This window comes from Allobosea sp. 10N428 (genome assembly GCF_056394545.1).
Genome location: NZ_JBFTIC010000001.1, coordinates 192,333 through 209,282 on the forward strand (window position 1 = coordinate 192,333; position 16,950 = coordinate 209,282).

Below are 16,950 nucleotides of genomic sequence, written 5' to 3' on the forward strand. Positions count from 1 at the left end.
GGCGCCGGTGTTGCCGCCTCTAGGATTGAAAGAGACGGCTGTATTGCGCTTCGTGCCAGGCGCTCGCCATGGCCAAGGCCGGGGACAGGCTGCCGATCTCGTCGTCGCCGATCGAGCGAGCGCATTCAGCCGCTTCCTCGATTGCGCCCGCGGCCTCGATGAGGATGCGCTGACCGGCGGTATGGCCGAGGGGGACCAGCCGGATCGCCGCGTTCACCTGTCCTTCGACATAGATCCACAGCAGGCCGCTCAGCGCCGCCGTCGGCGCAATGCACCAATGATGTGCGGCCAGGGCAAAAGCCCCCGCGAAGGACAGCCCGCCGGCACAGTGGCCCGCGGCCGCGGGAACTGCGAGATCGGCGAGGAGGCGGAGAAGCGCCTCGCCCAGACGCCTGTCCTCGAGCTGGAATTCGCGGCTTTCGCGCCCCGCCGCGAGCCAGGCGTTCGCCGCGCGGAAGCCCTCAACGTCGCCAGCGGCCAGAGCGTTCGCCATGCGCCAGAACAGCGCGCCGTCCAACTGCGCCACGTTCGTCCGGAGCGTGCCCAGTATCCAGTCGCCGGCGGTCCTCTCGTCACGAACCCAGCCGGCCGTAACGGCTGCTTCGAGGCCGCGAGAATAGGAGAATCCACCCACCGGCAAGCCCTGGCTGACCAGGCGCAGCAGATGCAGCGGCATGGTTTCCGGTCTCTGCGGCTGATCCGGCGCAGCGCCCATCGCTCACGCTCCCGCCGGGGCGGCCTCAGCCGGGCGGCTCTCGAACAGCCCGCCCTGCTCGACGATGAAGTCGACGATGCCGTCGACGCCATGGCCGCGCGAAAGATCGGTGAAGCCGAAGGGCCGAGCTCCGCGCATCCGCGCCGCATCCCGCCGCATCACGTCGAGGTCGACATTCACATAGGGCGCGAGGTCGCTTTTGTTGATGACGAGGAAGTCGGAGCGGGTGATCCCCGGCCCGCCCTTGCGAGGGATTTCTTCGCCCTGGCAGACGGAGATGACGTAGAGCGTCAGGTCGGCAAGGTCGGGCGAAAAGGTCGCCGCCAGATTGTCGCCACCGGATTCGATGAAGACGATGTCGAGACCGGGAATCCGGCGATTGAGCTCGGCGATGGCCTGCAGATTGATCGAGGCGTCCTCGCGGATCGCCGTATGCGGGCAGCCGCCGGTTTCGACGCCGACGATGCGATCCTCGGGCAGTGCCTGGAGGCGCGCCAGGATCATGGCGTCCTCCTTGGTGTAAATGTCGTTGGTGATGACGGCGATCGAGAACTTATCCCGCATCGCCTTGCACAGCTTCTCGGTCAGCGTGGTCTTGCCCGAGCCGACGGGACCGCCGATGCCGACGCGGAGAGGACCGTTCTTGGATATCATCGGTGCAAATGCCCTCGGGTTGGAAACCGGGCGAGCTTGCATGCAAGCTTCGCTCCGCCGGCTTCAGCCATGGTGATGATCATGATCCCCATGGCCGTGGGAATGCCCATGCGCGTGGCCATGGCCGGAATACGCGCCGCGCACGGGGGTGAACGCCGCGGTGATCTCCTCCACGGCGGCGCCCAGCCCTTCGAGCATCGCCTTGATGACGTGGTCGCGCAGGATCAGTATCCGGTCCGCCTCGATCGCCGCGGCCAGGTGACGGTTGCCGATATGCCAGGCCAGCTCGGCGACATGCAGGGCATCGCGGCCACGGACCGCATAGAGCGCCTCTTCGGCGGCGGCGATCTCGACGACGCCGCTGCCTTCCAAAAGCAACTCGTCCCCGTCCGCGAGCACGACCGTGTCGGGGAGATCGATCAGAATCTTCTGGCCGTCCTCTAGCCCGATCGCTCGTCGGCGCAGGTGGCGCTCATCGTGGTGGAGAACCGCCCTGCCGAGCACCGGTTCGTGGCTCGGACCGCTCTGCGAAGCTCGCCTGACCGCAATCGCCTTCAACATATCGCCTCTCGCAGCCTGTGCCCCTCGCGGCGCTGGGACCCGTTCCGGGCGCGACGGGCTTTCCGCCGCCAAGGCAAGTGAAGGGCCAATGTCCCGAAACGACGTTCCCTGCCGCATTTGGTGGCTCTTCATCCCTGGCCAGGCAAGAGTCATGGTGGACCGGCAACGCCGAAACGGCGGGCATATGGCGCCGATTGAGGCAGTTTCAGCCAATTCTGCCGTTTTTGTAGACCGCGGCGCGCTGTGGCCAGGATGACAGCAGACGAGATCCCGACATAGTCTCGCATTCGAACCGCGAGCTGGAATCCCTGATCAAAACCTTATCCATGGATGCTCTCGCGCCAGTTCCCTCCGTCGAAGCCGCACGACCGCCCGCGGGCTCTGCCGAGCGCGCCCGCTATACCGTCCAGCCGAGCGATTGGCTGGCGGAGCTGGAGCTGTGGTTCGCGGTTGCAGCCGGCAAGACCCGGCTTATGCGCCGGCGCCATCTCGGGCCGCTCGTCGTCCAGCAGCCCTTCCATCCCGAGAAGGACGGGACCTGCCACGTCTATCTGCTGCATCCGCCCGGCGGCGTGGCCGGCGGCGATCGGCTGGAGCTGAGCTTCCATCTCGAAGCCGGGGCCCGCGCCGTGCTGACGACGCCCGGCGCGACCAAGTTCTATCGCAGCGAGCACGGCTTGTCCGTGCAATCGAGCCGGGTCGCAGTCGGGCCTGGAGCGGTCTGCGAATACCTGCCGCAGGAAACCATCTTGTTCGATGGTGCCGATGCTCGTCTCGAAACGCAGGTGTCGCTCGCGCCCGACGCGACCTATGTCGGGTGGGATTTTCTCTGCCTCGGCCGTCCGGCCGCCCATGAACGCTTCACGACAGGCAAGCTGAGCCAGCGCGTCGAGATCACGCGAGACGGCAGGCCGATCTGGTTCGAGCGGGTCGAGATCGCCGGTGGATCTCCCCTTCTGAGCGCGGCCTTCGCGCTCGCCGGGCAGCCCATCTTCGGGACGATGATCTATGCCGGCGCGATCGGCGAGGATGCGGCGGAACGCGTGCGCGCCGCCAGCGGCGCCAGCGGCGAAGGCGTGTTTTCAGTCAGCCAGCTCGAGGATGTCGTGGTCTGCCGCTATCTCGGGGCGCGGGTATCGGAAGGCAAATCGTACTTCCTCCGGGCATGGGATTTGCTGCGGGCGGCCGGCCAGGGCAAGCCCGCCAGCCCGCCGCGGATCTGGGCGACATGAAGAGGCTCGCTCGCCCCCCGGAACAGCGGCAGCAAGGTCAAAGGCAGGAACGAGAGAAGGCCATGGAACTTCTTCCACGTGAGAAAGACAAACTCCTCCTCTTCACGGCAGCCCTGCTGGCGGAACGGCGGAAGGCGCGCGGGGTCAAGCTCAATTACCCGGAGGCGGTCGCCTACATCTCCGCGGCCATCCTCGAAGGCGCGCGGGACGGCCGTGCCGTCGCGGATCTGATGTCCTATGGCGCGACCCTGCTCGGCCGTGACGATGTCATGGAGGGCGTGCCGGAGATGATCCACGACGTCCAGGTCGAAGCCACCTTTCCCGACGGGACCAAGCTCGTCACCGTTCACAGCCCGATTCCGTGAGGTGCCGGCATGATCCCGGGTGAATTCTTCATCGAGGACGGCGAAATCGAACTCAATGCCGGGCGCGAGACCTGCTCGGTCGATGTCGCCAATTCCGGCGATAGGCCGATCCAGGTCGGCTCGCACTACCATTTCTACGAGACCAACGCCGCGCTGCATTTCGATCGCGCGGCGGCGCGGGGCTTCCGGCTCGACATTCCCGCCGGTACGGCAGTGCGTTTCGAGCCCGGCCAGTCGCGCACCGTCCGTCTCGTGGCGCTCGCCGGCGACCGGGCCGTCTTCGGCTTCAACGCCAAGGTCATGGGCAAGCTGGAGAGCTGAGATGGCGCGCATCACACGCGAGAACTACGCGTCCCTCTATGGCCCCACCAAGGGAGACCGCATCCGCCTCGCCGACACCGAACTCGTCATCGAGATCGAGGAGGACCACACCATCTATGGCGACGAGGTCACCTTCGGCGGCGGCAAGGTCATCCGCGACGGCATGGGCCAGAGCCAGCGCAATGCCGCCGAGGTCGTCGACCTCGTCATCACCAATGCGGTGATCCTCGACCATTGGGGGATCGTCAAGGCCGATATCGGCATCAAGGACGGACGCATCGCCGCGATCGGCAAGGCTGGAAATCCGGATATCCAGCCGGGCGTCGACATCGTCATCGGCCCGGGCACGGACGTGATCGCCGGCGAGGGCAAGATCCTGACCGCCGGCGGCGTCGACGCGCATATCCATCTCATCGCGCCGCAGCAGGCCGAGATGGCGCTCGCCAGCGGCACGACGACCTTCGTCGCCGGCGGCACCGGGCCTTCGGTCGGCACGCTCGCCACCACCGTGACGCCGGGCCCCTGGTACATCCACCGCATGCTCGAGGCGATCGAGGACCTGCCGCTCAATGTAGGCCTCCTTGGCAAGGGCAATGCGAGCCTGCCCGAGCCGCTGCGCGAACAGATCCGCGCCGGTGCCATCGGCCTCAAGCTGCATGAGGATTGGGGCACGACCCCAGCGGCGATCGACTGTTGCCTTTCCGTCGCCGACGAAATGGACGTCCAGGTCGGGCTGCATTCCGACACCCTGAACGAGAGCGGCTTCGTCGGCGACACCTTCGCGGCGACGAAGGGCCGCACGATCCATTCCTTCCATACGGAAGGCGCCGGCGGCGGCCATGCGCCGGACATCATCACGGCGGCCGGCCAGGAGAACATCCTGCCGTCCTCGACCAATCCGACCCGGCCCTACACGGTCAACACCATCGACGAGCATCTGGACATGCTGATGGTGTGCCACCACCTCAGCCCGCGGATTCCCGAGGATGTCGCCTTCGCCGAATCCCGCATCCGCAAGGAGACGATCGCGGCCGAGGACATCCTGCACGATCTCGGCGCCTTCTCGATGATGTCCTCGGATTCGCAGGCGATGGGCCGTGTCGGCGAGACGATCCTGCGCTGCTGGCAGACCGCGCATAAGATGAAGGTGCAGCGCGGCCCGCTGCCGGAGGACAGCGAGCGCAACGACAATTTCCGCTGCAAGCGCTACGTCGCCAAATACACGATCAACCCCGCGATCACGCATGGTTTCGCCCATGAGCTCGGTTCGATCGAGGTCGGCAAGCGCGCCGATCTCGTGCTCTGGAAAACAGCGTTCTTCGGCGTCAAGCCGTCGCTGGTCCTGATCGGCGGCATGATCGCCACCGCGCCGATGGGCGATCCCAACGCCTCGATCTCGACGCCGCAGCCGGTGCATTACCGTCCGATGTTCGGCATCATGGGCCGGGCGCGCGGCAAGACCGGCGTTACCTTCGTCTCGCAGGCGGCGCTCGACGACAAGATCGGGGAAAAGCTCAAGCTGCAGAAGCAGCTCGTGGCTGTGAAGGGCATACGCGGCATCCGCAAGAAGGACATGATTCACAACGCGCTGACGCCGAAGATCGAGGTCGACCCGCAGAACTATCAGGTCCTTGTCGACGGCGAACTCATCACCTGCGAGCCGGCGACCTCGCTTCCCATGGCGCAGCGATACTTCCTGTTCTGACGTCCGAGGGGTTCGGCACGGCCGCCTCGCCGTGCCCCCTGCCCGCTCCGCCGGGTTGAGCGTTCCTCGTCGGCAGGATCGTTCAGCGCGCGGCGGTGCAATCAGGTGGACCGCCGTCCGCGCTCATTGTCGGCAGCGAGACGCGCGTGACAGGCCGCTGGACGACCGCGTCGAGGCGATGCGGCAGACCGGCGTGGCCATGAAGAACCGGTTCAAGAAATCCAGCCTTCGTGGCTTCGCGGTCAATTTGCCCGAGCGTTGAACCGCCGCTTCATCCTATACCGCTCCGGTGGGGCTCTCGCCCGAGCAGACTCACGCTGAATAAGGATCTGATCGATGCTGGTGGATGACTTCCGTTCAGATACGGTCACGCGCCCCGACCAGGGCATGCGGGCCGCGATGGCTGGCGCCGAGGTGGGCGATGCCGTCTACGACGATTGCCCGACCACCAAGCGCCTGGAAGCGATGACCGCCGAGAGGCTGGGAAAGGAAGCCGCCCTCTTCTTCCCCACTGGCACGCAGGCCAATCTCGCCGCTCTGATGGCCCATTGTGGCCGCGGCGACGAATATCTCGTCGGCCAGATGGCTCATACCTATCGGCTCGAAGGCGGCGGCGCGGCCGTGCTGGGCTCGATCCAGCCGCAGCCCTTGCCCAATGAGCCGGACGGCACGATCGCGCTCGACGCCATCGCCAATGCAATCAAGCCCAACGACTTCCATTTCGCGATGACGCGGCTGCTGGCGCTGGAGAACACCTTCAACGGCCTCGTCCTGCCCGATGCCTATCTGGAGGCTGCGACCGGGCTTGCCCGCTCGCGCGGCCTTGCCACCCATCTCGATGGCGCCCGGCTAATGAACGCAGCCGCGGCGAGCAACCGCGACGCGGCCTGGATCGCCGGGCAGTTCGACACGGTGTCGATGTGCCTCTCGAAGGGGCTGGGCGCGCCGATAGGATCGATCCTCGTCGGCCCGAAGGACTTCATCGAGAAGGCCCGCCGGATCCGGAAGATGCTGGGCGGCGGCATGCGCCAGACCGGCGTGATCGCTGCGGCCGCCATCTACGCCCTGGAGCACAACGTCACGCGGCTCAGCGAGGATCACCGGCGCGCTGCAGATCTCGCGGCTGTGCTCGCGTGTTTTCCGGACCTCGGCGCGGGACCGGCGCGGACGAACATGGTGTTCATGACGCCGAAGGGGTTCGACACAGCCACCCTCGCCGCATTTCTGCGCGAGCGCGGCATCGGCGTGAGCGGCCGCTACGGGACGCTGCGCTGGGTTACCCATCTGGATGTGGATGACGCGTCCGTCGAGCGGGTTGCCGAAGCCTGCGAGGCCTTCTTCGACAAGCAGAAGCTCTCAACAGAGTTGAGATCCAACGCCTAAAGCGCGGGCCAGTCACCGTTTTTCCGGATTGCGAAAGCCGGGCGTGCGGCGCTTCTCAGCTGAAGCGTTGCAGCTCGCGCTGTGTGACCTGCATCACTGCGTGGCGCCACGAATGGACGCACATTCCCGGTCGCCGGGGGGCGAAAGCCAGTGCACCCGTTCCGGAGGAGCCATCATGCCTGCACACAGCCTTACGACGCTGACGGCCGGAAAGACGAGCATCGCGAGCTCGGCCGTCGAAGCATTTGCCGCACAGCTGAGCGGCAGCATCCTCGCCCCGCATGATGCAGGCTATGACGACGCGCGCGCCATCTGGAACGGAATGATCGACCGCAAGCCCGGGCTGATCATACGCTGCATGTCCACCGCCGATGTCGTCAGCGCGGTGCGGTTCGCGCGCGACAACGGGTTGCTCGTCTCGGTGCGCGGGGGCGGCCACGGCATCGCCGGAAACGCCGTTTGCGACGGCGGCCTGATGATCGATCTTTCGCCGATGAAATCAATCCGCGTCGACGCGGCAGCGCAGCGCGCCCGGGTCGAACCGGGAGCAACCCTCGCCGATGTCGACAGGGAGACGCAAGCCGCCGGGCTGATCGTGCCGACGGGCATCAATTCGACCACAGGCATCGCCGGGTTGACGCTGGGCGGGGGCTTTGGCTGGATCACACGGAAGTTCGGCCTGACCCTGGACAACCTCATATCGGTCGAGATCGTCACCGCCGATGGCGAACTCCGGCGGGCCAGCGAGACGGAAGAGCCCGACCTGTTCTGGGCCCTGCGCGGCGGCGGCGGGAATTTCGGCGTCGTGACGGCGTTCGAGTTCCGGCTGCATCGGTTTGGCCCTCAGGTCTTCTCGGGCCTCGTCGTCCATCCGCTCGACGATGCCGAGCTCATCCTGAAGAACTATCGCGCGGCGCTCGAAGCAGCCCCCGACGAGCTGACATGCTGGGCCGTGATGCGAAAGGCGCCGCCCCTTCCGTTTCTACCGGCGGAGTGGCACGGCAAGGAGGTGCTGATCCTCGCAATGTGCTACTGCGGCGACATCGCCGAGGGCGAAAAGGCCACTGCGATGCTGCGTTCGATCGGGAGGCCGATCGCCGATGTCGTGGGGCCCGCCCCGTTCACCGCGTGGCAACAGGCTTTCGATCCCCTGCTCACGCCGGGCGCCCGCAACTACTGGAAGAGCCACGATTTCACCGAGCTCTCGGATGCTGCCATCGACATCCTGCTCCGTGCGGCGCGCCGGCTGCCGGGGCCGGAATGCGAGATTTTCATCGCGCATGTCGGCGGTGCCGCAGGCCGCGTGGCCGCCGCCTCCACGGCATTTCCCCAGCGCAGCTCCCATTTCGTTATGAACGTTCATGCGCGCTGGCGTGAACAAGGCATGGATCCGGCCTACATTGGCTGGGCACGAGAGCTCTTCGAAACCGCGAGACCGCTTTCCGCCGGTACGGCCTATATCAATTTCATGCCGGCCGACGAGGCAGATCGCGTCCAGGAGGCTTACGGAGCCAGCTATCATCGCCTCGCCATGCTGAAGCTACGCTACGATCCATCCAACCTGTTTCGCATGAATCAGAACGTGACGCCGATGACGAATACAAAGGCGGCTTAAGCTCAGGGGCATCTCCGCGAATACCCGAATCGTGGAGATGCCCTATCGCTTGTTTTGGCGCGCTTTCTTTGCGCTATCGGGCGCCCGCTCGCCTGGAAGCGCCCTCGTCCGGCGGTAGTTGCGCGAAACGATTTCCGGCAGTCGCAGGGCGGCAAACGCCCCGGCGGCCGAGATCGACGAATGTCGGCGGCGGCGCCGAGATCGGTGATTGCTGCACCGCCGCGAGCCGGAAGTTGCGATCGGGCCGATACGCAAGCGCCGCAAGCCTCAGCCGCCGGAAAGGGCGTTCTTCGATTTATCCTGCCGGCCTAGTGTGCGCATACTTGCCGGATGGAGGGGGGCAGATGATGCGGGCTTTCTTGATCGCGTTTCTGTGCACGGCGATATCGACGGCGAGCGCGGCGGCCGACACGCTGGCACGGGCTCGCGAGACCGGCACGTTGCGGCTTGGCTTCCGGGCCGATGCGCCACCATACTCCTATCGCACGTCCAGGGGCGATCCTTCCGGATACATCGTCGACCTCTGCCGCGAAGTTGCTGCCAGCGTGAAGAACGCGCAAGCCATCCCGGCCCTCAAGCTCGAATATGTCGAGGTCTCGTCCGCGAATCGCCTGGAAGCCCTGCGCGATGGCAAGATCGATCTTCTTTGCGACCCGACTTCGATGACGATGTCGCGCCGCGCGATCGTCGATTTTTCGCTCCCGACCTTCATCGACGGCGCCGGCGTGCTGCACCGGAGCAACGAGGTCGTCCGCCTTGAGGATCTTCGCGGCAAAAGGATCGGCGTCCTGCGGGGCACGACCACCGAAGAAGTCCTGACTGCGACGTTGGGGCAACTCGGAATCCAGGCCGAGATCATCCCGATGGCGACTCATCCCGACGGTGTCCGGAGCCTCTCCGCCGGCAAGATCGACGCCTATTTCGCGGATCGCGGGATCCTCAGCTATCATCTCCTGAACAGCCCGAACCGCTCGGGCATGAAGCTTTCCGACCAGTATTTCACGTTCGAGACCTACGCGCTGGCTCTGCCGCGCGGCGACGAAAAGCTGCGCTTGCTCGTCGACGCCACGCTGGCGGAGCTCTATCGCACCGATCGTGTGAAGGAGATCTACGCCCGCAGCTTCGGCAGCTTCCCGCCCGATCAGTTCACGCGCGCCCTCTTCGTCATCAACGGCGTGCCGAAATAAGGCGCGGGCCAGAGCGCGCGATACCGGGGACGACGAGCCGCGCCAGCGGGCAATTATGCAAGCATGCGCTTGGCGCGGTTGCGACGCGCCAAGTGCGATGGCAAGGGTCAAGGCCCGACGAGTTGCCCGCCGTCCACCACGATGCTTTGGCCGGTGACCCAGCTCGCCTTGGCGGAGGCGAGGAAGAGCACGACCTCGGCGACTTCCTCGGGCTTGCCCATCCGGCCAAACGGGATGGTGGCCAGCGTCGCCTGATAGAGCGCGGGGTTCGAGGTCTTTCGATCCTCCCAGGAACCGCCCGGGAACTCGATCGAACCGGGCGCGACGCAATTCACCCGGATCCCCTTGCGCGACAGCATCTTCGCCTGGCTCGCCGTATAGTGCATCACGGCTGCCTTGATGGCGCCGTAGGGCGCCGAACGCGAGGAGGCGCGCAGGGCCGAGATCGACGAGATGTTCACGATCGACGAGCCCGGTTCCATGTGCGGGATCGCCGCGTGGCTGCCGCGAACGACAGCCATCATGTCGACGCTGAGCGAGGCGGCCCAGCCGTCCTCGTCGTCCGATTGGCCGAAACCGGAGGCGTTGTTGACGAGGATGTCCAGCCCGCCGAGGGCCTTCGCCGCCGCGGGCACATAGGCCGCAATCGCATCCGCGTCGGCGAGGTCGACGCTGGCCGCATGAGCGGTGACGCCGAGCGCCTCGATCTCCCGGCGCGTCGCCTCGAGCGGGCCAGCGCCCCGGGCACAGATCGAGACAGATGCGCCGCCCGCCGCGAAGCCGAGCGCGATGGAACGCCCGATGCCACGGCTGCCGCCCATCACGATCACGCGTTTGCCGGTGAATTCCTTGGCCATGCGGGCACTCCCCTTCCGATTGTGTGTCGCCTTATAGCTGCGGTGAAGGGGTTGGTTTCAAGGCCCGTCAGCACGCGGGCAGGGTTGCGCAACCGGCGGGCGCGGATGTCAGGGCTCCCGCCGGTTTGAGTTAGGCGAGACAGCCGGACCAAACGCCGGCCCCCAAGAAGGTCCGCTGCGGCTTCACCTTCGCAATCGCCAACTCGACGCCAGGCTGATCGAACGACCGCGACTGGTCAGCCGCAGTCATGGCATACCCTTTCGGATATCCGGCGGCTTGCCGGCCCGAGTGTGTTGCCGTGGACTAACTTGCCGCACGTCGCCGGCGATATTCCGGGACTGGCAGGCCGCCCCACCCCCAGTTGTCGAGATCGACTTCCTCGATCACCACGAAGGTGGAGTCGAGCGGCTTGTTCAGCACGTCGAACAGGAGCTGACTGACGCCGGCAATGAGCCTGGCCTTCTCCTCGGCGGTTACCGAGGTACGGCCAGGGCCAGAGCCCTCCCGCGTGACCTGGATGGTGACGATCGGCATGAAACCCTCCTTCTGGTTTGGCTAGCGCTTCAGTGGCCGGCGCTCTGACCGCCGTCGACATGCAGGATCTCGCCCGTGACGAACGGAGCGCTCTCGAGGAACAGCACGGCGTCGACGATGTCCTTGATCTCGCCCATCCGCTTGACTGGGTGAAGATTGGCCAGGAACTCGTGCGTCTGGGGGGCATGCATCGGCGTCTTGATCACGCCCGGCGAAACCGCGTTCACACGGATGCCGCTCTGAGCATATTCGATCGCAAGCGCCTTGGTCGCAGAATTGATGCCGCCCTTGGTCAGATTGGCGAGCACGGTCGGGACGCCGGCGATCGCGTGGTCGGACAGGCTTGTGGTAATGCTGACGATGTGACCCGAGCCCTGCTTCAGCATGCCGCCCGCGGTCTTCTGGGTGATGTGGAAGAAACCGGTAAGATTGGTCGCGATCTTGCTGGCGAAGTCTTCGGCCGTGTAGTCGATGAAGGGCTTGGCGATGAAGATGCCGGCATTGTTCACCAGCGTGTCCACCCGTCCGAAGCGGGCCAGCGCCTCGCGGACGACCACCTCGGCCGTCGCGGGATCGGCGATATCGCCGGGAACCGCGAGAATGTCCGGGTCAGCGCCCTGCTTGATGGAGCGCGACGTCGCGACGACGCGATAGTTGCGGTCGCGGAACCCCTTGACCAGAGCGGCGCCGATGCCCTGCGAGGCACCGGTAATGATCGCCACCTTCCGTTCGTTGCTCATGATGATCCTCGTCTTTGCGACAGCTCGCGGGACGCGCGCCGCCCGGCCGGTTCGACCTGACGAGGACAGTTTTCGGAAATTTCACCCTTTCACTGAATGCGCGACGTTCGGCAGTCATTCTTCCATAAATCGGAAGAGTTACTGTCTCAGTCATGCATGGCGACCGACTCCGCCGACAGCCGAGCGAAGTCCGCGCGCAGCCGGGGCACGGCGAAGTCGAGGAACGCCCTGACCTTCGGGAGGCTCGAACGCCCCTGCGGCAGCACCAGATTGACAGGGCGAGCCGGCGGCTCGGCGTCCCGCAGCAGGAGCTGGAGCGATCCATCCTGCACGCGCTCGGCGACGTGGTAGGTGAGGAGGCGGGTGACGCCCAGCCCACCGACGGCCGCACCCAGCGCCGCCCGCACGCTGTTGACGATGAGCCGCGGCTTGAACTGGACCGCGCGGGGAACCGAGCCGCCCTTCGCGGGCGGGAAGACCCAGGCATCGCGCCCGAAATCCGTGCAGGCGACGATGCTGTGCCTGCTGAGGTCGCCCGGCTCTTCAATGCGCGGGTGCTGGCTGAGATAGCGCGGTGCGGCCACGATCACCGGCCTGACGTCCCCGCCGATACGGATCGCTGTCATCGCGGAATCAGGTAGCTCCAGGATGCGCAGGGCGATGTCGATCCCCTCCTCGATCAGGTTCGCGCCCCGCACGAGCAGGACGAGATTGACCGAGACGGCCGGGAATGCCTCGACGAAGGCGTCGATAATAGGCCGCAGGATCTCCTCGCCGCTGACCGGCGGCGCCGTGATGGTCAGGGTGCCACGCGGCGCGACACGCTCGCCGGCCGCCACGGCCTCGGCCTCCTGCAGCTCGGCAAGGACGCGGCGGCACGCGGCGGCATAGCGCTCGCCGATCTCGCTCAGCCTGATCGCCCGGGTGGTGCGGTGGAGCAGCGTCGCGCCGACCTGCTGCTCGAGGAAGGCGATCGCCCGGCTCACCGCTGCCGGGGAGCGCCCAAGCTGGCGCCCCGCCCCGGCGAGGCTCCCCTCGTCCAAGGCGGCTATGAAGACCTTCATCGCGTCGATGCGATCCATGCAGTGCCAATAGCCTCGTGGCGTCCAGCCTTCGCGGTTTCAGCAGCTTGTCAAGCGCGGAGGCTCGGCGACGGACAGCAGGCTTGCCCCGTTGACGCGCGCCGCCGGGGCCAGCTCGGCGCGACATCAGGGCCGTGTCGTACGGGCTTTCGCTCCTCTTTCCGCCCAGCGGCGGAAACCACCGGCTGCTGTTTGTGATCGGCGCCGCAGCGACGATTCGGGCCTCGGCCATCGACTCGCTGAGAACTGATCCGCAAGTGGCTCCCGGCGGACGCGCATCGCGGCTAAGCTCCGTTCCGCCCGCCGACAACCGGGCACCAATCGAAGAGGTTCATCGTGAGCGCGACAGGAAATACGAGACTTCTGGATCTCCTGGGCATCGAGCTGCCGATCATCCAGGGGCCCATGGCCCTCGCGACGACACCGGAGATGGTGATCGCCGTGAGCGAGGCCGGCGGCCTCGGCTCGCTGGCGGGTGCCCAATACAACGAGGCGGGACTGCGGGCAGCGCTCGACAAGGTGCGGGCCGGCACGCGGCGGCCGATCAACGTCAATTTCTTCTGCCATACGCCGCCGGCCGACGATCCGGCGCGCCAGGCGGCCTGGCTCGCGAGGCTGTCCGGCTATTATGCCGAGGCCGGGCTCGATCCGGACATGCCGAAGACGCCGGGCGGACGCACGCCCTTCGACGCCTCGCTCGCGACTGTCATCGAAGAATATCGGCCCGAGGTGGTCAGCTTTCATTTCGGCCTGCCCGCACCCGAATTGCTCGAGCGGGTGAAGCGCACCGGCGCCAAGGTCATCGCCTCCGCCACCACGGTGCCCGAGGCGCGCTGGCTCGCCGAGCACGGCGTCGACGCCGTCATCGCCATGGGCGCCGAGGCCGGCGGCCATCGCGGCACTTTCCTGACCGACCGGATCTCCGAGCAGGTCGGCACCTTCGCGTTGGTGCCGCAGATCGTCGATGCCGTCTCCGTGCCTGTCATCGCGGCGGGCGGCATCACGGACCGGCGCGGCGTCAGCGCGGCCTTCGCGCTCGGCGCCGCCGCCGTCCAGGTCGGCACCGCCTATCTGTTCACGCCGGAAGCGAGCATCTCGCCGATCTACCGCAAGGCCCTCGGCATGAGCGAACGGCCGACTGCGATCACCAACCTGTTCACCGGCCGGCCGGCGCGCGGCATTGTCAACCGCGTGATGGCGGAACTCGGACCGCTGTCGGAGCTTGCGCCGGCGTTTCCGACTGCCGGCACGGCGCTGGGGCCGCTGCGCAGTGCAGCCGAGGCGGCGGGGCGCGACGACTTTACCCTGCTTTGGGCCGGCCAGGCCTTCCCGCTTGCAAGACCAATGTCGGCGGCAGCTCTGACACGGACGCTGGCGGGCCTGGACGCATGACGGTATCGGCAGGCTCTTGGACGACCATTGCGCGCTGCGGGATCGGCGCGTTGCGAGCGAAGGCCGGATGCGCGGAGGTCCGGCTGCAACGATGTCGCCGCAGGTCGCCCTTGAATAGCGGCGAATGCCATGCGCATCATCGACGATCGTCAGCATCGGCGCGCCGGCCCATACCAGCGATGGCGATGCCAATGGCGCCCGCATCCGGAGCCGACGGCCTATGCCAAGCGCTTCACCGGCCAGTACGCGCACCCGCCATTCAAGCGCTGCATCGGCACAACTCGGCGCAGGAGGTGACACACAAGTTCGCCAAGGCAGCGATAGATGACGCCGGGGGGTGATCAGGCCCTGGCGGGCATGAGGGCGTAAACACACTCAAGACATTCGCAAAGGGAGGAGTCCGATATGAGCGACACTCTGCAACACGGCGAACCTGCGGGTGGAGCGGCCAAGGTGCCCGGTGTTGACCTGAAGCTCGAGGTCGTCGCCATCCCCGTCGCGGATGTCGATCGTGCGAAGCGCTTCTACGGCGGGTTGGGCTGGCGGCTGGATGCCGACTTCCGGGTCGGTGACAGTTTCCGCGTTGTCCAGTTCACGCCGCCGGGCTCGCCTGCCTCGATCCACTTCGGCACCGGCATCACTGCGGCTGCGCCCGGCTCGGCCAGCGGTCTCTATCTCGTCGTCTCGGACATCGAGATCGCGCGCGCCGAACTCGTCAAGGGCGGCGCCAAGGTCAGTGAGGTCTTTTACCGGACGGGGCCGGGCCAACCGGCGCTCAGCGGCCGGGATCCGGAGAGGCGCAGCTATCGCTCATACGCAACCTTCACCGACCCGGACGGCAATGGCTGGTTGCTGCAGGAGATCACCCAGCGCTTGGCCGGGCGCCTGGATAGCGGCAACACCGTGTTCGCCTCGCCAGGCGATCTCGCCGCTGCGTTCAAGCGCGCTGCGGCCGCTCATGGCGAGCACGAAAAGCGTACCGGCGAGCACGACGAGAACTGGCCGGAGTGGTACGCCGACTTCATGGTGGCCGAGCAGAACGGCGCGCCGTTGCCGAGCTGAGCCGCGCCGCCTGGCACGAGGCCGGCGGCTCAGATGAATGTGCCCGCGTTTGCTCTCGCAGCAAGGATGGAGGCTCACGCCATGGAGCAAAGCTTCGACGCCATCATCATCGGGGCCGGGCAGGCTGGCCCTTCCCTCGCGGCACGGCTGACCGCTTCGGGGATGAAGGTGGCCTTCGCCGAGCGCCACCTGTTCGGCGGCACCTGCGTCAATACCGGCTGCATGCCGACCAAGACGCTCGTGGCAAGCGCCTATGCCGCGCATCAGGCCAACCGCGGCGCCGAGTACGGGGTCACGATCGACAGCCCGATCCGGATCGACATGGAGCGGGTTCGGGCCCGCGCCAACACCGTCACGATCAATGCCCGAACGGGCGTCGAGACCTGGCTGCGCGGCATGGACGGGGTGACCGTCTTCCTGGGGCATGCGCGTTTCGAAGGCCCTGACCGCGTCCGCGTCGACAAGACCCTTCTGCGAGCGCCTCGCATTTTCATCAATGTCGGCGGTCGTGCGAGCGTGCCGGAGATGCCGGGCGTCGAAGCGGTCGACTACCTCACCAATACCTCCATTCTCCGGCTCGACACCGTCCCGAAGCATCTGGTCGTCGTGGGCGGGAGTTATATCGGCCTCGAATTCGCGCAGATGTATAGGCGCTTCGGCGCGCAGGTCACGGTCGTCGAGAAGGGGCCGCGGCTGATCGCGCGTGAAGATGAGGACGTCTCCGATGCCATCCGGGAGATCCTGACGGACGAAGGGATCGCGGTTCGCACGAACGCGACCTGCATCGCATTCAAACCGCACCCGGACGGCGTGGCTGTTGGCGTCGATTGCACCGCCGGCGCCCCCGAGGTCGTCGGCTCGCACGTCCTGCTGGCGGTGGGCCGCCGGCCGAACACCGACGATCTCGGCCTCGACAGGGCCGGCGTGACGACGGATGCCCGGGGCTATGTCACCGTGGACGACAGCCTCGCCACCTCCGTTCCCGGTATCTGGGCGCTGGGCGACTGCAACGGCAGGGGTGCCTTCACCCACACCGCCTATAACGACTTCGAGATCGTCGCCGCCAATCTCCTGGACGGCGCGAGCCGCCGCGTCAGCGACCGCATCCCCGCCTATGCGCTCTATATCGACCCCCCGCTCGGCCGCGTGGGGATGACCGAGACCGAAGCTCGCAAGACCGGGCGCCCCCTGCTGGTCTCGAAGCGGCCGATGACGCGGGTGGGCCGCGCGGTCGAACGGGCCGAGACCAAGGGCTTCATGAAGGTCGTTGCCGACGCCGACACGAAGCGGATACTCGGCGCCGCGATCCTCGGCATCAGCGGCGACGAGGCGATCCACGGCGTCCTGGACATGATGAACGCCGGCGCCCCCTACCCGACCCTGCAATGGGCCGTGCCGATCCACCCGACCGTCTCGGAGCTGATCCCGACCGTGCTCGGCGATCTGCGGCCGATCACTTGAACCATGGCCTTGGTGCAAAGGGGGCCCACTGACATGAGGTGACACCGAGTCATCGCTTCTGTGATCCGTCCATGGCAGCGGAG

Annotated in this window: 17 protein-coding genes; 10 read left to right on the plus strand and 7 right to left on the minus strand. The window is 66.6% G+C overall.

What is annotated here, in order from left to right:
• Positions 1 to 19: 19 nt before the first annotated feature.
• The 3 genes from AC1DDA_RS00895 to AC1DDA_RS00905 form a co-directional block, all read right to left on the minus strand.
• Positions 20 to 676: an urease accessory protein UreF gene (locus AC1DDA_RS00895; RefSeq protein WP_476794248.1), complete on the minus strand. Its 657-nt coding sequence runs from the start codon at positions 674 to 676 to the stop codon at positions 20 to 22.
• 42 nt (positions 677 to 718) lie between these two features.
• Positions 719 to 1,369 carry an urease accessory protein UreG gene (gene ureG / locus AC1DDA_RS00900; protein WP_476794249.1) on the minus strand — a complete coding sequence of 217 codons (651 nt, stop codon included), beginning with the start codon at positions 1,367 to 1,369 and terminating at the stop codon, positions 719 to 721.
• A 63-nt stretch (positions 1,370 to 1,432) separates the two neighbouring features.
• Complete coding sequence (locus AC1DDA_RS00905) at positions 1,433 to 1,930, minus strand: urease accessory protein UreE (RefSeq protein ID WP_476794250.1); 498 nt, start codon at positions 1,928 to 1,930, stop codon at positions 1,433 to 1,435.
• A 326-nt stretch (positions 1,931 to 2,256) separates the two neighbouring features.
• Here AC1DDA_RS00905 and AC1DDA_RS00910 point away from each other — a divergent pair, with 326 nt between their 5' ends.
• The 7 genes from AC1DDA_RS00910 (at position 2,257) to AC1DDA_RS00940 (ending at position 9,738) form a co-directional block, all read left to right on the plus strand.
• Entirely contained in the window at positions 2,257 to 3,162 is a 906-nt protein-coding gene (locus AC1DDA_RS00910; RefSeq protein WP_476794251.1) for an urease accessory protein UreD, read from the plus strand.
• A 62-nt stretch (positions 3,163 to 3,224) separates the two neighbouring features.
• Complete coding sequence (gene ureA, locus AC1DDA_RS00915; protein WP_476794252.1) at positions 3,225 to 3,527, plus strand: urease subunit gamma; 303 nt, start codon at positions 3,225 to 3,227, stop codon at positions 3,525 to 3,527.
• Between the two features lie 9 nt (positions 3,528 to 3,536).
• Positions 3,537 to 3,848, plus strand: a complete 312-nt coding sequence (locus AC1DDA_RS00920; protein ID WP_476794253.1) for an urease subunit beta — start codon at positions 3,537 to 3,539, stop codon at positions 3,846 to 3,848.
• A 1-nt stretch (position 3,849) separates the two neighbouring features.
• Positions 3,850 to 5,553: an urease subunit alpha gene (gene ureC / locus AC1DDA_RS00925; RefSeq protein WP_476794254.1), complete on the plus strand. Its 1,704-nt coding sequence runs from the start codon at positions 3,850 to 3,852 to the stop codon at positions 5,551 to 5,553.
• A gap of 336 nt (positions 5,554 to 5,889) precedes the next feature.
• Positions 5,890 to 6,936 (plus strand): low-specificity L-threonine aldolase, encoded by a 1,047-nt coding sequence (gene ltaE / locus AC1DDA_RS00930; RefSeq protein ID WP_476794255.1) that lies wholly within the window; start codon positions 5,890 to 5,892, stop codon positions 6,934 to 6,936.
• Between the two features lie 175 nt (positions 6,937 to 7,111).
• Positions 7,112 to 8,551, plus strand: coding sequence for an FAD-binding oxidoreductase (locus tag AC1DDA_RS00935; protein ID WP_476794256.1), 1,440 nt, complete (start codon positions 7,112 to 7,114; stop codon positions 8,549 to 8,551).
• Between the two features lie 344 nt (positions 8,552 to 8,895).
• Positions 8,896 to 9,738, plus strand: a complete 843-nt coding sequence (locus tag AC1DDA_RS00940) for an amino acid ABC transporter substrate-binding protein (protein WP_476794257.1) — start codon at positions 8,896 to 8,898, stop codon at positions 9,736 to 9,738.
• Between the two features lie 107 nt (positions 9,739 to 9,845).
• Here the strand turns inward: AC1DDA_RS00940 and AC1DDA_RS00945 are convergent, their stop codons facing one another.
• The 4 genes from AC1DDA_RS00945 to AC1DDA_RS00960 form a co-directional block, all read right to left on the minus strand.
• The gene (locus AC1DDA_RS00945) at positions 9,846 to 10,595 is read right to left on the minus strand and encodes an SDR family NAD(P)-dependent oxidoreductase (RefSeq protein ID WP_476794258.1); all 750 of its coding nucleotides are present in this window, start codon (positions 10,593 to 10,595) and stop codon (positions 9,846 to 9,848) included.
• A 304-nt stretch (positions 10,596 to 10,899) separates the two neighbouring features.
• A complete protein-coding gene (locus AC1DDA_RS00950; RefSeq protein ID WP_476794259.1) occupies positions 10,900 to 11,130 on the minus strand; it encodes a tautomerase family protein in 231 nt (76 codons plus the stop codon).
• A gap of 29 nt (positions 11,131 to 11,159) precedes the next feature.
• Complete coding sequence (locus AC1DDA_RS00955; protein ID WP_476794260.1) at positions 11,160 to 11,870, minus strand: SDR family NAD(P)-dependent oxidoreductase; 711 nt, start codon at positions 11,868 to 11,870, stop codon at positions 11,160 to 11,162.
• A 146-nt stretch (positions 11,871 to 12,016) separates the two neighbouring features.
• Positions 12,017 to 12,952 (minus strand): LysR family transcriptional regulator, encoded by a 936-nt coding sequence (locus tag AC1DDA_RS00960; protein WP_476794261.1) that lies wholly within the window; start codon positions 12,950 to 12,952, stop codon positions 12,017 to 12,019.
• Between the two features lie 336 nt (positions 12,953 to 13,288).
• Between AC1DDA_RS00960 and AC1DDA_RS00965 the strand changes: the two genes are divergently transcribed.
• The 3 genes from AC1DDA_RS00965 to AC1DDA_RS00975 all read left to right on the plus strand — a co-directional run bounded on the left by AC1DDA_RS00965 (position 13,289) and on the right by AC1DDA_RS00975 (position 16,867).
• On the plus strand, positions 13,289 to 14,344 hold the full coding sequence (locus tag AC1DDA_RS00965; RefSeq protein ID WP_476794262.1) for an NAD(P)H-dependent flavin oxidoreductase: 1,056 nt from the start codon (positions 13,289 to 13,291) through the stop codon (positions 14,342 to 14,344).
• Between the two features lie 405 nt (positions 14,345 to 14,749).
• The gene (locus tag AC1DDA_RS00970; protein WP_476794263.1) at positions 14,750 to 15,406 is read left to right on the plus strand and encodes a VOC family protein; all 657 of its coding nucleotides are present in this window, start codon (positions 14,750 to 14,752) and stop codon (positions 15,404 to 15,406) included.
• A gap of 81 nt (positions 15,407 to 15,487) precedes the next feature.
• Entirely contained in the window at positions 15,488 to 16,867 is a 1,380-nt protein-coding gene (locus tag AC1DDA_RS00975) for an FAD-containing oxidoreductase (protein WP_476794264.1), read from the plus strand.
• The last annotated feature ends 83 nt before the right edge of the window (positions 16,868 to 16,950 follow it).

Excerpts from the sequence above, each read along its gene's own strand:
- AC1DDA_RS00895 (WP_476794248.1), bottom strand. The coding sequence starts at position 676 with ATGCCGCTGCATCTGCTGCGCCTGGTCAGCCAGGGCTTGCCGGTGGGT.
- ureG (WP_476794249.1), bottom strand. The coding sequence starts at position 1,369 with ATGATATCCAAGAACGGTCCTCTCCGCGTCGGCATCGGCGGTCCCGTC.
- AC1DDA_RS00905 (WP_476794250.1), bottom strand. The coding sequence starts at position 1,930 with ATGTTGAAGGCGATTGCGGTCAGGCGAGCTTCGCAGAGCGGTCCGAGC.
- AC1DDA_RS00910 (WP_476794251.1), top strand. The coding sequence starts at position 2,257 with ATGGATGCTCTCGCGCCAGTTCCCTCCGTCGAAGCCGCACGACCGCCC.
- ureA (WP_476794252.1), top strand. The coding sequence starts at position 3,225 with ATGGAACTTCTTCCACGTGAGAAAGACAAACTCCTCCTCTTCACGGCA.
- AC1DDA_RS00920 (WP_476794253.1), top strand. The coding sequence starts at position 3,537 with ATGATCCCGGGTGAATTCTTCATCGAGGACGGCGAAATCGAACTCAAT.
- ureC (WP_476794254.1), top strand. The coding sequence starts at position 3,850 with ATGGCGCGCATCACACGCGAGAACTACGCGTCCCTCTATGGCCCCACC.
- ltaE (WP_476794255.1), top strand. The coding sequence starts at position 5,890 with ATGCTGGTGGATGACTTCCGTTCAGATACGGTCACGCGCCCCGACCAG.
- AC1DDA_RS00935 (WP_476794256.1), top strand. The coding sequence starts at position 7,112 with ATGCCTGCACACAGCCTTACGACGCTGACGGCCGGAAAGACGAGCATC.
- AC1DDA_RS00940 (WP_476794257.1), top strand. The coding sequence starts at position 8,896 with ATGATGCGGGCTTTCTTGATCGCGTTTCTGTGCACGGCGATATCGACG.
- AC1DDA_RS00945 (WP_476794258.1), bottom strand. The coding sequence starts at position 10,595 with ATGGCCAAGGAATTCACCGGCAAACGCGTGATCGTGATGGGCGGCAGC.
- AC1DDA_RS00950 (WP_476794259.1), bottom strand. The coding sequence starts at position 11,130 with ATGCCGATCGTCACCATCCAGGTCACGCGGGAGGGCTCTGGCCCTGGC.
- AC1DDA_RS00955 (WP_476794260.1), bottom strand. The coding sequence starts at position 11,870 with ATGAGCAACGAACGGAAGGTGGCGATCATTACCGGTGCCTCGCAGGGC.
- AC1DDA_RS00960 (WP_476794261.1), bottom strand. The coding sequence starts at position 12,952 with ATGGATCGCATCGACGCGATGAAGGTCTTCATAGCCGCCTTGGACGAG.
- AC1DDA_RS00970 (WP_476794263.1), top strand. The coding sequence starts at position 14,750 with ATGAGCGACACTCTGCAACACGGCGAACCTGCGGGTGGAGCGGCCAAG.
- AC1DDA_RS00975 (WP_476794264.1), top strand. The coding sequence starts at position 15,488 with ATGGAGCAAAGCTTCGACGCCATCATCATCGGGGCCGGGCAGGCTGGC.